Raw genomic sequence first — 13,376 nt, forward strand, 5'->3', positions numbered from 1 at the left:
GCGCAATAAGCGGCCTAGTTAGGCGAATTTGCTTGTCTAAATTTGATCTGCAAAGCCGCAAATCACGAGCCGGTTTTTGGGCTTTTTTTGTGTTTTCTTATCTTTTTTATCGCCCAGTCGTAGTGCGATGAGGTGCTGCCGGCGATGTAGGAGGCGAGATTTAGATTGCCGGTGAAATCAAAATGCCCGCGAGTAAAAAGCTCCTCGTCGCTAAAATTTACCGTAAGCGCCATTGCTTTTTCGTGAGTTTGCGCAAGTAGCGCTTTAGCCTCGCAAAGCGGCGTATCTTGGTGCTTGCGCCAAATTTGTGCGTTCATCTGCGGGTAGGTTTTCCAGTTATAAGGCTCGGGTAAAAACGCAGTCCGCTCGCCGCTTAAATTCTTTTGGATAAAATTTATCAAAAGCAAGTGCCACTCGTAAAGGTGCGCGAGCACGTCGCGGACGCATTTATCTCTATCCTCGAAGTCAAATTTAGCCTCTTGCTGCGCCTCGCTCATGCTCTCAACTAGCGACAAAAGTTTTTTAAAATTTGTCTCCGAAGCGTTTAGCAGGTCTATTTTATTCGTCGGTCGCGGCATGTTTTTTCCTTGGCTAAATTTGACCGAATTATACACCGCGTTTTTTGAAATCGTGCTTTAAAGATGCGGGTATCGCCAAAAACGAAAAATATCAAAGGCAAAATTTAATTTATATTTGTATTTTAAAAATTAAAAATAAAACTTAAATATATAGCTCAAATTTGATCAAATTTACAATTTATGAGCTATACGGTCTTGAATTTTAATCAATTTTATACCTATGATAATTTAGCCTAAAATTAGCGCTTTTAAAAGGTTAAATTTAAAAATAGACCACTGTTTTTATACTTGATATATAGCTTTATATTTACAGTGAAAAAATGTTACGATTTTACACGTTAAATTTATATTTTATAAATAGTTTCCGAAATATTATGGGTTTTGTTATCAAAAAGAATATCAAATTTACTAAATATAAAAAAATATATTTATTCGTAATTTTAAGCTTTACCCTTAAAACAGGCAAAATAAAGATAATTTTGATCTTAATTTGAATGCCAAATATTGCTAAAGAACTAATTGTTTTTAATCAACTTAAATTTAGGTTGTAACGGTTAATATCCGCCTGATTTTTAAGAACTATCTTAAAAAATAAACGAGGAGATAAAATGGATCGACGAGATTTTATAAAAAGCGCCGCCGCTTCGGCTGCTTGCGCGAGTGCGGGTATAGCGCTGCCTAGTTCTATGGCAGCTGCGCAAAACGCAGCTGAAAAGGGCTGGCGCTGGGATAAAGCCGCATGTAGGTTCTGCGGAACGGGCTGCGGCGTAATGATCGCAACCAAAGAGGGCAAAATCGTAGCCGTCAAGGGCGACCCTGAAGCGCCGGTAAACCGCGGCCTAAACTGCATCAAGGGCTACTTTAACGCCAAGATCATGTACGGCGCGGACCGTATCACTCAGCCGCTTTTGCGCGTAAACGAAAAGGGCGAATTTGACAAAAAGGGCAAATTTAAGCCGGTAAGCTGGGAAAAAGCCTTTGACATCATGGCTGAAAAATATAAAGAAACCATGGCTAAAAACGGCGTGCATTCAGCCTGCGTTTTTGGCTCGGGTCAATACACTATTTTAGAGGGTTATGCGGCGGTAAAACTATGGAAAGCCGGCATCAGAAGTAACTCTATCGATCCAAACGCTCGCCACTGTATGGCTAGCGCGGTCGTAGGATTTATGCAGACTTTTGGTATCGACGAGCCTGCGGGATGCTACGACGATATAGAGCTAACCGATACTATCGTGGCTTGGGGCGCTAATATGGCCGAGATGCACCCGATACTTTGGGCGCGCGTCAGCGATAAGAAGCTAAGCGATCCTGAGCGCGTAAAAGTTATAAACTTAAGCACATATTCAACCAGAACGTCAAATATCGCCGATACGGAGATTATCTTTGCTCCGTCAAGCGACGTTGCTATCTGGAACTATATCGCTCACGAGATCGTTTATAACCATCCTGAAGCTATCGACTGGGACTACGTAAATAGCCACTGCGTTTTCACTACGGGACCGGTAGATATCGGCTACGGACTTAGAAATAATCCAAGCCACCCTAACTATGCAAAAGAAAAAGACGTAATCGAGACCGAGCTTAAAAAGACTATAAGCAAAAACGAGGGCACGACTCTTGGTTACCTGGGCTACAAAGCCGGCGACGTGATGGAAAATAAAAATACGGCTACCGCAGGTAAACACTGGCAGATAACTTTCGAGGAATTTAAAGAAGCGCTTAAGCCTTATACGCTTGATTTCTGCGCTCCTCTAATCAAAGGCGATCCAAACGAGGATTTGGAAGAATTTAAGAAAAAGCTAAAACAACTGGCCGACTGGTACATCGAAAAAGGTAGAAAAGTAGTTAGCTTTTGGACAATGGGCTTTAACCAGCACCAACGCGGCACTTGGGTAAACGAGCAAGCCTATATGGTGCATATGCTACTTGGCAAACAAGCAAAACCGGGCGAGGGCGCTTTCTCGCTAACCGGACAACCAAGCGCATGCGGAACGGCACGCGAGGTCGGTACTTTCGTTCATCGCTTGCCTGCGGATATGGTCGTAGATAACGCCGAACACCGCGAAATAAGCGAGAAAATTTGGAAACTTCCTAAAAACACGCTAAATCCGAAAGTCGCCTCCCACTACGTAAAAATGATGCGCGACATGGAAGACGGAAAGATGAAATGGGCATGGGTGCAGGTAAATAACCCATGGCAAAACACCGCAAACGCAAACCACTGGATAAAAGCCGCTCGCGAGATGGATAACTTTATCATCGTCTCAGACCCGTATCCGGGCATCTCGGCTAAGGTTGCCGACCTGATCCTGCCAACTGCGATGATATACGAAAAATGGGGCGCGTACGGTAATGCCGAGCGCCGAACGCAGCACTGGCGTCAGCAAGTCCTTCCGGTAGGCGAAGCGATGAGCGACACGTGGCAAATGCTGGAATTTGCTAAGCGCTTTAAGCTAAAAGAGGTTTGGGGCGAACAAAAAGTGGACGATAAGCTAACGCTTCCAAGCGTGCTAGACGAGGCAAAAGCCATGGGTTATAGCGAAGAAGATACGCTATTTGACGTGCTTTTCGCAAACGAAGAGGCTAAGAGCTATCCTGCAAAAGACGCTATAATGGAAGATTTTGATAACTCTGAAGTTTTCGGCGACAGTAGAAAAATCGTCGGCTCGGACGGCAAAGTGTTTGAGGGCTACGGATTTTTCGTTCAAAAATATCTTTGGGAAGACTACCGCAAATTTGGCTCGGGTCACGGACACGATCTAGCGGACTTTGATACTTATCACAAAGTGCGCGGCCTAAGATGGCCTGTAGTAGACGGCAAAGAAACCCAGTGGAGATTTAATGCCAAATACGATCCGTACGCGAAGAAATTTGCCGAAGACGGCAAGCAGTTTGCATTCTACGGAAATAAAAAAGCCAAGTTGCAAAAAGGCGATTTGACCAAAGTAACTAGCGGAGACGAGAAATTTTCTATCGCTAATAGGGCTAAAATTTTCTTCCGCCCTTATATGGATCCGTGCGAGATGCCTGATACTACGTATCCTTTCTGGCTATGCACGGGCCGCGTCTTGGAGCACTGGCACACCGGCACTATGACTATGCGTGTTCCTGAGCTTTACCGCGCTGTACCTGAGGCTCTTTGCTACATGCACGAGGGCGATGCGCAAAAGCTAAATTTACAGCATAACGACGTAGTTTGGGTCGAGTCTCGCCGCGGTAAGGTAAAAGCAAGGCTAGATCTGCGCGGACGAAACAAAACTCCTTCGGGACTAGTTTACGTGCCGTTTTTTGATGAAAACGTGTATATCAATAAAGTCTGCTTAGATGCAACTTGCCCGATCTCAAAAGAGACCGACTATAAAAAATGCGCGGTTAAAATTTACAAGGCTTAATAATGCAAAATAGAAGAGAGGCTTTAAAATTTGGGTTAAAAGCGATTAGTTTGGTTCTCGCGGGCGGCTTTATCTGGAGTACGCAAACGACGGCTAAAGCCCAAACTCTACTCATCAGGCCGCCGGGTGCTTTAAAGGAGAAAAATTTCCTTAGCGAGTGCATACGCTGCGGGCTTTGCGTAGAAGCCTGTCCTTGGGATACGCTTAAGCTTGCGGACTTAGACGACGGATTGCCTTACGGCACTCCGTTTTATACTCCGCGAAATATCCCTTGCTATATGTGTCCGGATATCCCGTGCACGGTCGCCTGTCCGACCGGCGCGCTAGATACGAAGCTAGTGAGCGAGGATAACGGCAAGCTAAATATAAACAAAGCGCAAATGGGTATCGCGGTGCTGGATCCGAATTTCTGCATCGCTTACGAGGGACTTCGCTGCGACGCTTGCTACCGCGCCTGTCCTTTGATAGATAAAGCGTTAAGGCTTGAATACGTCCGTAACGAACGCACGCAAAAGCACGCGTTTTTCAAACCGGTCGTGGACGCCGACTACTGCACGGGCTGCGGCATGTGCGAGCAAGTTTGCGTGACGCCGAAGGCTTCCATCTTCGTGCTTCCGCGCGAGATCGGACTGGGCTCTAGCAACGAACAGTACGTAAAAGGCTGGGTCGATGGCGCGGATAAAAAGCTAAAAGACGCCGAACCTAAAGAGTTTAAAACCGACGAGAAAAAGCTAAACGACTATCTAAATAGCGGAGATTTGCTATGAAATATTTGATTTTAAGAAGGATAAGTCAAATTTTGATCCTAGGGCTGTTTTTTGCGAGCAACTACTACGGAATTAAAATTTTACAAGGCAATCTCAGCTCGTCTTTGCTTTTTGGAGTCGTTCCTCTTAGCGATCCGTTTGCCGTTTTGCAGCTATATTTAGCTAGTTTTAGTATCGCTTCGGGTGCGCTTGTCGGGGCTGCTATCGTGTTTGCTTTTTACGCGATCGTCGCTCCGCGCGCATTTTGCAGCTGGGTTTGCCCGGTAAATATCATCACCGAAACCGCTCGCTGGGTCAGAGTAAAGCTTGGCTACGACAAAGATAAAAAATTCGTAAATTTTACGAGAGATGCGAGATATTATATCCTCGCGTTTACGCTTTTTCTATCGTTAGTTACGGGCGCGCCGGCATTTGAAGGCGTTAGTTACATAGGTATCGTGCAGCGCGGCATTATCTACGGCGGTACGCTCTGGCTATTCGTTGCGTTTGGGTTGTTTGCGATAGACGCGTTTTTGGGCGATAGACTCGTTTGTTCAAAGCTCTGCCCTTTGGGCGCTTTTTACGCGGTCGTCGGCAAATTTTCGCTTTTACGCATAGAACATAACGCGGGTAATTGCACCAACTGCATGAAATGTAAGCTTATTTGCCCGGAAAATCAAGTGCTAGGCATTATCGGCAAGCAAAGCGGGTTTATAAAATCTAGCGAGTGCATTAGCTGCGGACGCTGTATCGACGTTTGCGGCGACGATGCGTTAAAATTTAATATAAGAAATTTAAGGAGAAAAAATGAAAGCTTATAAGCTTATTTTAGGCGCCGTTTGCGCCGCCGCATTATTTATAGGTTGTAACAACCCGAGCGTCGGCGGCAAAAATAGCGACGACGTTAATACTTTAAGGGGAAGCGAAGTTGCCGACGAGAACGTAACTTTAGCAGATATCAACTGGACTAGCCCGATGCCCGGAGAATCTACTAGATACGATCGTTCGTTTGAAAACGCTCCGCCGCTAATCCCTCACGATATTTCCGATTTAATCCCGATCACCAAAGACAACAATATGTGCGTGAGCTGTCATATGCCCGAAGTCGCCGAGAGCGTGGGCGCTACGCCGATCCCTAAATCGCACCTTTACAGTATAAGATTTAATAAAGATAAAGGCGGCGAACTAAGTCAAGATCGCTATAACTGCACCACTTGCCACGTTCCGCAAGCAAACGTTAAACCGCGCGTGAAAAACAACTTTAAGCCTGACTTTAGCCGTCAGCAAGACGCGCAACACCGATCAAACCTTCTAGATATACTAAACGAAGGCGTTAGGTGAGCGTATCCAGACGCGAACTATTTACTAAATTTTTGGGCGGCAAAACCGCTCAAAAATTTATCGCTCCACCTTATTTTTGCGGCAAATTTAACTGCGCTGATTGCGAAGCGCCTTGCGTTAGCGCTTGCGATAGAGAGCTTTTAAGCTTTGAAAATGAAAGAGTAAATTTTAAATTTAAGTCCTTGGGGTGTAACTTTTGTAAAGAGTGCGCGCTTGCTTGCGAGGAGACTGGACGAGAGGTTTTAAATTTAAAATTCGCGGCTACTATAGAAGCTAAAATTTTTATCGACGTGCATAGCTGTCTTGCGTGGAACGGCACGATTTGCTGTAGTTGTCAGGACGTTTGCAAATTTAGAGCGATCGATTTTTTAGGCGTTTTTCGCCCGAGCGTAAATCAAAAATGCACGGGCTGTGCGCAATGTATGGAAGTTTGCTTCGCGAATAGTATCAAAATGGAGGCGTTATGAGAAAATTTATTTTATTTTTTACGGCGGTTTTTTGCTTAAATTTGACCGCGAATTTAGCGGCGGCACCGCTTGAGATCTCGCAACCGGACAAGATCATAAAAGCGGGTGCAAACGTGATAAGCTCAAATTTGATAGATGAAATTTTATATCTAGGCACGGACGGTAGCGAGCTTGATATCTACGACATAAAGTCGGATAAATTTTTAGAACCGATCAAATTTCGCACGGTCAAAACGCACTTTAGCGACGAAGAGCCAGCAAAAATTTTTAGCATCGACCGCCTAGGCGATAGGCTTTTGGTTTTAACCGAGATGGACTACAACGAGCGCTATTTGTACGTTTTTAAAAAAGAAAATGATAGCTGGAGCGAGGTTAGCAATATGCACCTAGCCAACAAATCCGCCAAAAAAGCCTTTTTCATAGATGAAAAAACGGCGGTAGTGTCGGATTTCGGCAATGAAATTTACTACATCGACCTAGAGAGTAAAAAAGCGGTCTTTAAACATAAATTTTCTATCGCGCTTTACGTTGATTTCGAAATCAACAAAACCCGCGACAAAATCGCCATCGGAGCCGAAAGCGGCGTGATTTATATCTATAATCTAAAAACTCGCCAAACCGAGCAAACGCTAAATTTCTTTAAAGACAACATGTACGATATCGACTACAAAAATGACGTCGTAGCCGTGGGCTGCATCGACAAACAAGCAGGCGTTTTTAACGGCTCGATGAGCTATTTTAAGTCCGATTTTATCGTTTATGCGACTGGGCTTAGCGACGATGCCAAAACGCTAGCGTATATGAACGGCGAAGAGAGCGATATCCTGGTCTACGACATCGCAAGCAAGACAAAACTCGCTACCGTAAAAACCGGACAGCAAATTTTAAATGAAATTTACCTCTCCGATAGCGGCAGGCTAATCAGCGTCGCGTACGAAAAAGAGGTTAAATTTTGGAGCGTAAAATGAATATATCAAGTGCGATAGTATATACCAAAGACGGAAACGAAGCCGCCGAGGTAGCTAAAAGAATCGAACAAGTAAAAGGTTGCGAGGTCATCGCCGCGCAAGACGGTAAGATCGTAGTCGTGATGAGCGCGGAAAATTTAGACGGCGAGATAGAGCTCTTTAAGGCGCTAGAGGGCGTAGAGGGCGTCTCAGGAGCCGCGATGATATACAGCTATCAAGAGGATTTGCAACAAGATATCGAAAGCATTAAAAAAAGCGGCAAGATAAGCGAAATTTTACTTGACGAAAACGTCGACGCCAAGGACATCGTATATAACGGTCACGTCGGCGATAGGGTAAAATAAATTTTTACCCGTTAACTTTATCCTAAATTTGACGATATATAATATGGATAAAATTTAAAGGATAAGACATGCAAAGCATCAACGGTTTAAGCCAAAATCCATACATCCCGCAACCTCGCTATGACGTGCAAAACACGGCAAGCATAGATCAAAACGAAAATATAAAAAGGATGCAAGAAGCGTACGCAAATATCGACGTAAAACAGCTAACAAATAGCTATTTGTCGCATTTTCAGGCTAGAGCGGACTCAAATTCGAGTTCAAATTTCTTATCTCAAGTTTCGGCCTTTAACGGCTCTGCGAAATTTAACGACATTTTCGGCGCTCAAAATAAAAGCATAAATTCTCTAAACGATATCTTGTCCGGCGTCGATTTTAAATCTATCGGCTACGAGGGCAAGCCTATAACGCAACTAAGCCAAAGCGAAGCCAGCGATCTAGTGAGCGAGAATGGATTTTTCGGTATCGCAAACACCGCGGATAGGATTTCAAATTTTATTATTAGCGCCGCAGGAGACGACCTGCAAAAGCTCGAAGCCGGAAAAGAAGGCATGCTAAGGGGCTTTAAAGAGGCTGAGAAAATTTGGGGCGGTAAACTGCCTGAAATTTCGCAAAAGACGATAGAAAAAGCGACGCAAGCCGTAGATAAAAGAATAGCCGAACTTGGCGGGAACGTCCTTAGTGTTCAGGCTTAAGTTTTTAAATTTAGCCGCCGTTTTGCTGGTTTTTAGCGGCTGCGCATTTTTTGAGAAAAAACCGGCGCCAAAAATCGTTCAAAAACCAGTCGTACAAAAACCTGCGCCAGTTAAAGGCTCTTTACGCGGCGTGATATCAAGCGTAACCTATGATGGCGGCAGATACTGCTACGATATAAAATCAATCGACGTATCAAACGGCAAACTGCCTAGCGGCAAGTACTGCGCGGATAAATTTTACTTTTCTAGCGGAGATACCGTCTATGCAAGCGTTTCAGGCGGACTCGTCACTGAGATGCTGCTCATAAAAAGCGGAACGCATCACGTTACGCATAAAGTAAAGAAAACGCCGAAATTTAAAAGTACAAGTCCTGCAAAAAGCCCGCAGCAAGAAGAAAACAACAAAAAAATCCTAATCGAAGTTCCGAAAAGTGAAAATATCAGCTTTGATTAGCCGTTGATTTACCGAAAAGTTTTATAATTCTCACAAGCAATCAAAGTTAGAACTCCTTTTAAGAAGGGGATGTGCGTCCCCTTTTTTATCTTTTTTCTCATAAAAATCATTAAAATTTAGTTTTTGTATTTAAGCTTTGTTAGTAGTATTTGTATTTTGATAATATCAAGTATCAAAAAACTGGCTTCAAAGCATTGTAATATTCGTAATTTATATATCAAGTGCTTTAAAATTTAGAGTTAAGCTTCTTGTACCGGGTTTTGTGCTAGAATTATGCCTATAAACTTTTATAAAGGAGAACTTATGAAACTTGCTAAAATTTCTTTAGCTGCTTTGGTTGCGCTAGGCGCTTTTTCTACTCTAAATGCTACTCCGCTTGAAGAAGCTATTAAGGACGTAGATTTTTCAGGATTTGCTAGATATCGATATACGGGCAATAAGTTAAAAGTTAATGATGCAAAAGAGACAAAAGCAGCTCACAACTTTAGATTTGTGGGTACTTTTAAGGCCGCTCTTGACGACAACTTCTTCGGCGTTTTGGGATTACGATACGCTGCAAACGATGGTTCGGGATATAACCTTGTTGGTAACAATATTGATACTACTGACACTACGAGCTCATTCGGCGTAAGAGAATTTTACCTTGGTTATAATGTGGGTAATACTACAATAACTGCAGGTAAGCAGTTTGCTAAAACATACTTTGACGACGACTTGGTTGGAACTGGTCTAAGAGTGCAAAATACCGATATCTCAGGCCTTACTTTGGTCGGTGTTGCATTCGACGCTCTTGAAACCGACAGTATTGATTACGACGGTAAACTACTATCAGGATTGGCTGGCTCAAAAAGCCTTAACTACTATGGCGTAGGCGCAATGGGAAGCTACGATCCTCTAAATTTCAAAGCTTGGTGGGCATATCTTGAGGATACTGCAAACCTATTTGCGGCCGATGCAGCCTTGAAATTTGATCTAGATGCGGTAAAACTAGGCTTACAAGCACAATACGTCCATAACGAATCAGACGATAATAACTTTGGTGATGCAAATTTCTTCGCAACTAAAGGCGATGTAGGATTTGCTGGTGTTGGCTTGAATGCTGGTTATATCTACTATAAAGCTGATGATAATAAAAGATCTTTCGTAACTGTTGAGGATAATGCTAAACTAATCAATCCGGGCAAACTTCTTAACTCCGTAATGAACGGCGGCAGACAATACTATAACAATATTCAAGACAAAAATGACTATTGGTTTGTTGGTGCATCATATAAATTTAACGAATTTGGTCTGTATGCCAACTATATCGACGGCAAAGGTTATAGCTATGAGTACGCTAAAAGAGTTGATAGAAATGAGTGGAATGTTGGCGGTAGCTATGCTTACAGCAAAAAACTTAACTTCTCTACATTTTATGCAGCAGCTAAAGAAAAAGATGGAGATAACAAAAATAAACACGATCGTATAAGATTTGAGGCTAAATACAGCTTCTAATCAAAAAAGCTCGTTTTATGCTATAATCCCAAGCAAATTTCCATTTGCTTGGGATTTTTAAATTTATCAAAAAGGTTTTTTATGAAATTTGTGCGTTTTTCGCTTTTAGCGTGTCTTTTTGCTTTTTCTTTAAATGCTGCTGATGATCCGAGCTACATATTTGAGGCAAAAGGCGAATTTGCAAAAGAGCTAAAAAGCTTGGTAGAAAAATATTCTAAAGACGAAAATATAAGTATAAATGTTTATGAAAAAGCTCCTGAGGCTGATAGCGGCGGTAAGTTTTTAAATATTGGCGTAGATGGTAAAAGGAAATATAGTGTAGAAAGGGGTCGAGAGCTATATGCTAAAAATTGCGCCTCTTGTCATGGCGAAGATGGAAACAAAAGAGCTTATGGTGCTTCTGAAAAGTTAACCAAGATAAGCGCAGAGGATATAGAGGCTGCTTTTTCGGGTTATTTAAATGATTCTGATTATGGTGGAAATATGAGAAATTTAATGAAAACTGTTGCTGCAAAAACTACATATAAAGATCTGGGAGCTATTATTGCTTTTTTAAAAGGCAAAGACGCTTTATTGCATAAAGATGGTGTCCAGGAAAATACTGACGTTTCCACTACTCCTACACAGGGAAGCTACCTAAAATAATCAAATTTGCCGAGTTAAATTTAACTCGGTATCCCCAAATTGCACTGCAAATTTAATTCATATAGTATATTTTAGTAAATACTCGGTAATAATTCATCCAAAAATATATATTTTAAGCTTACAAAAGGTTATATTATGCTAGTATTCTAACACATTTAATCTTTCTTAAGGAGAAAATAATGAAAATTGCTAAAATTTCATTAGTAGCTTTGGTTGCACTAGGTGCTTTCTCAACTGTAGCGAGTGCTACACCACTTGAAGAGGCTATTAAAAACGTAGATCTTTCAGGATATGCAAGATATAGATATAATAATATTGCTGTCAAAGATAGCGCTGGGCAAAAGGACAATACTGTTGCACATCATCAATTTAAATCAGAATTTTCTTTTAAAGCTGCTCTTGATGACAATTTCTTTGGCGTTTTGACTCTTAGGTATAATTCATCAGATAGCTCAGCTTTCGGTGCCGACAATAGAGCGGACAATACTAACACCACTAGCCCATTTAATGTAAAAGAATTTTATTTAGGATACAAAACAGGTAACACTACAATAACTGCAGGTAAACAAGAGATCGGCTCATTCTTTACCGATGATGCTGTCGGTACAGGTCTTAGGGTTGAAAACCAAGATATTGCTGGTTTAACACTAACAGCACTTGCATTTGATGCGCTAGAAAACAATAGCGAAAGTGATGGTAATATCTATGGCTTCCTTCCTAGAATTTTCAATAATAACCTTTACGCAGTAGCTGCTATCGGTTCTTATGATCCGGTAAGCTTTCAATTATGGTATGCATCTTTAGTTGATTCTGTTAACCTCATGATAGGTGACGTAAACTTTAGCCTTAATGTTACTGATGATGTAAATATCGGTGCTCAAGTTCAATATGCACATGCTGATATAGATAGTAATGTTGGTACAGACTACAAAGACACAGATTTTTATGCAACAGAGCTGGGTACGAAAGTATTTGGTGCTGATGTAGCTGCAGGTTATATAGGCTACAAGGTTCACGACAAAGCTAAAGGTTTTGTAAGCCTGGAGGATCAAGGTTCATTTATAGATGTAGGCGAGATAAAATCTGCTCTTGACTATACTGCTCTTGAGGGTAAAGCAAATTTCTGGTTCTTAAAAGCAGGATACACTTTTGCTGAGAAATTTAGAGTGGGCGGCGATTACTCTAACGGTAAAGTTAAGCTTGCTTCAGGTGATAAAGAGAAATATCAAGAGTATGTAGCCAGACTAACTTATGATTACAGTGCTAAGCTTCAGTTCTCAAGCTTCTATGCGTATGAAATCAATAAACACCAAGACGATTCAAAAGACAAGACTAAACAGCTAAGATTCCAAGCTAAATACACATTCTAATTTTAAATATCTCGGGGTTATCCCGAGATATTCTTCTTTTTCCCTATTTCTTGTATGGTTAATGTTTATTTTTTGAGTATGCTCTTTAATTACAGTTTGCAGGCAAAGATACCTTGATAAAACAGCCAAATCACCACTTTAATATCTAAATTTGATTTATTTTTTGAATATTGATAACTTGCTAATTTTTTAAAAATGCTAAATAGCTAAGCTGATATTTTATATAGATAAAAATTTTAAAGAAAAGAATAAAAAAGAGGAGAGGGAGGGGCTTGCGCCCCAAAAATTAAGCTAAAGTAGCTTTTAGCATCCATATAGCTTTTTCGTATTTTGCGATTTTGTCTTGTGCCATGGCTACGGTTGTGCTATCTTTTGCTTCGTCGGCTACTTCCTCAAGCTTTTTAAACTCGCCCAAAAGGTGCTCGTACTCAGCTAAAACGCCTTTTAGAACCTCAGTTGGAGTGTAGCTATCTTTATTTTCTGTTTTTGGATGGGCAAGTTTGTTTAGTTCTTCCATCTTTGTGATGGCTCTGCCGCCTAGCTGTATAGCGCGCTCAGCGACATCATCAAATATCTCCGCCATATCCTCATAGGCTTTGTCTGTATATTCGTGTACGCTAAAGAACTGAATGCCCTTTACATTCCAGTGATAGTCGTGAAATTTAACGAATAGCGCGTGAGCGTCAGCCTGAATTTGGTTTAATTGAGTAACAACTTTTGACATTTTGTCTCCTTTGGTTTGATTTATGGTGAAATTATAGCACAAGAAACTTAAAGAAAAATAATTTGCAAATAATAAAAATTATTGTTTGTGAAGAGTTTTTGAGAATTTGGAGTACGTTACTTTGTCAAGCATTGATAAGCATTGTCGCTAGGTAA

General features: G+C 41.6%; 14 protein-coding genes. 12 read left to right on the plus strand and 2 right to left on the minus strand.

The window, feature by feature from the left end; translation table 11 throughout:
• Nucleotides 1–62: 62 nt before the first annotated feature.
• Nucleotides 63–578, minus strand: coding sequence for a ClbS/DfsB family four-helix bundle protein (locus E4V70_RS08725; RefSeq protein ID WP_122862714.1), 516 nt, complete (start codon nucleotides 576–578; stop codon nucleotides 63–65).
• A 608-nt stretch (nucleotides 579–1,186) separates the two neighbouring features.
• Here E4V70_RS08725 and napA point away from each other — a divergent pair.
• The 12 genes from napA to E4V70_RS08785 all read left to right on the plus strand — a co-directional run bounded on the left by napA (nucleotide 1,187) and on the right by E4V70_RS08785 (nucleotide 12,497).
• Entirely contained in the window at nucleotides 1,187–3,973 is a 2,787-nt protein-coding gene (gene napA / locus E4V70_RS08730) for a nitrate reductase catalytic subunit NapA (RefSeq protein ID WP_122862715.1), read from the plus strand.
• A 2-nt stretch (nucleotides 3,974–3,975) separates the two neighbouring features.
• Nucleotides 3,976–4,740, plus strand: coding sequence for a ferredoxin-type protein NapG (gene napG, locus E4V70_RS08735; protein WP_122862716.1), 765 nt, complete (start codon nucleotides 3,976–3,978; stop codon nucleotides 4,738–4,740).
• A complete protein-coding gene (napH, locus tag E4V70_RS08740) occupies nucleotides 4,737–5,540 on the plus strand; it encodes a quinol dehydrogenase ferredoxin subunit NapH (RefSeq protein ID WP_122862717.1) in 804 nt (267 codons plus the stop codon). Before napG ends, napH begins: the two co-directional genes overlap by 4 nt.
• The gene (locus E4V70_RS08745; protein WP_122862718.1) at nucleotides 5,527–6,060 is read left to right on the plus strand and encodes a nitrate reductase cytochrome c-type subunit; all 534 of its coding nucleotides are present in this window, start codon (nucleotides 5,527–5,529) and stop codon (nucleotides 6,058–6,060) included. The genes napH and E4V70_RS08745 overlap by 14 nt, the downstream gene beginning before the upstream one ends.
• Nucleotides 6,057–6,527 carry a 4Fe-4S dicluster domain-containing protein gene (locus E4V70_RS08750; RefSeq protein ID WP_122862719.1) on the plus strand — a complete coding sequence of 157 codons (471 nt, stop codon included), beginning with the start codon at nucleotides 6,057–6,059 and terminating at the stop codon, nucleotides 6,525–6,527. Before E4V70_RS08745 ends, E4V70_RS08750 begins: the two co-directional genes overlap by 4 nt.
• Nucleotides 6,524–7,495 (plus strand): WD40 repeat domain-containing protein, encoded by a 972-nt coding sequence (locus tag E4V70_RS08755; RefSeq protein ID WP_122862720.1) that lies wholly within the window; start codon nucleotides 6,524–6,526, stop codon nucleotides 7,493–7,495. The genes E4V70_RS08750 and E4V70_RS08755 overlap by 4 nt, the downstream gene beginning before the upstream one ends.
• Nucleotides 7,492–7,839: a chaperone NapD gene (locus tag E4V70_RS08760; protein WP_002953138.1), complete on the plus strand. Its 348-nt coding sequence runs from the start codon at nucleotides 7,492–7,494 to the stop codon at nucleotides 7,837–7,839. The genes E4V70_RS08755 and E4V70_RS08760 overlap by 4 nt, the downstream gene beginning before the upstream one ends.
• Nucleotides 7,840–7,907: 68 nt before the next feature.
• Nucleotides 7,908–8,534 carry a hydrogenase-4 component G gene (locus E4V70_RS08765; RefSeq protein ID WP_122862721.1) on the plus strand — a complete coding sequence of 209 codons (627 nt, stop codon included), beginning with the start codon at nucleotides 7,908–7,910 and terminating at the stop codon, nucleotides 8,532–8,534.
• On the plus strand, nucleotides 8,521–8,988 hold the full coding sequence (locus E4V70_RS08770) for a hypothetical protein (RefSeq protein ID WP_122862722.1): 468 nt from the start codon (nucleotides 8,521–8,523) through the stop codon (nucleotides 8,986–8,988). The genes E4V70_RS08765 and E4V70_RS08770 overlap by 14 nt, the downstream gene beginning before the upstream one ends.
• Before the next feature lie 303 nt (nucleotides 8,989–9,291).
• Nucleotides 9,292–10,482 carry a porin gene (locus tag E4V70_RS08775; protein ID WP_122862723.1) on the plus strand — a complete coding sequence of 397 codons (1,191 nt, stop codon included), beginning with the start codon at nucleotides 9,292–9,294 and terminating at the stop codon, nucleotides 10,480–10,482.
• Nucleotides 10,483–10,530: 48 nt separating this feature from the next.
• Nucleotides 10,531–11,127 (plus strand): cytochrome c4, encoded by a 597-nt coding sequence (locus E4V70_RS08780; RefSeq protein WP_122862724.1) that lies wholly within the window; start codon nucleotides 10,531–10,533, stop codon nucleotides 11,125–11,127.
• Nucleotides 11,128–11,306: 179 nt separating this feature from the next.
• On the plus strand, nucleotides 11,307–12,497 hold the full coding sequence (locus tag E4V70_RS08785) for a major outer membrane protein (RefSeq protein WP_122862725.1): 1,191 nt from the start codon (nucleotides 11,307–11,309) through the stop codon (nucleotides 12,495–12,497).
• 286 nt (nucleotides 12,498–12,783) lie between these two features.
• Here E4V70_RS08785 and E4V70_RS08790 read toward each other — a convergent pair whose 3' ends face one another.
• Nucleotides 12,784–13,221 (minus strand): Dps family protein, encoded by a 438-nt coding sequence (locus E4V70_RS08790; RefSeq protein ID WP_122862726.1) that lies wholly within the window; start codon nucleotides 13,219–13,221, stop codon nucleotides 12,784–12,786.
• Between the last annotated feature and the right edge of the window lie 155 nt (nucleotides 13,222–13,376).

It is taken from the genome of Campylobacter showae (assembly GCF_900699785.1).
GTDB lineage: Bacteria > Campylobacterota > Campylobacteria > Campylobacterales > Campylobacteraceae > Campylobacter_A > Campylobacter_A showae_D.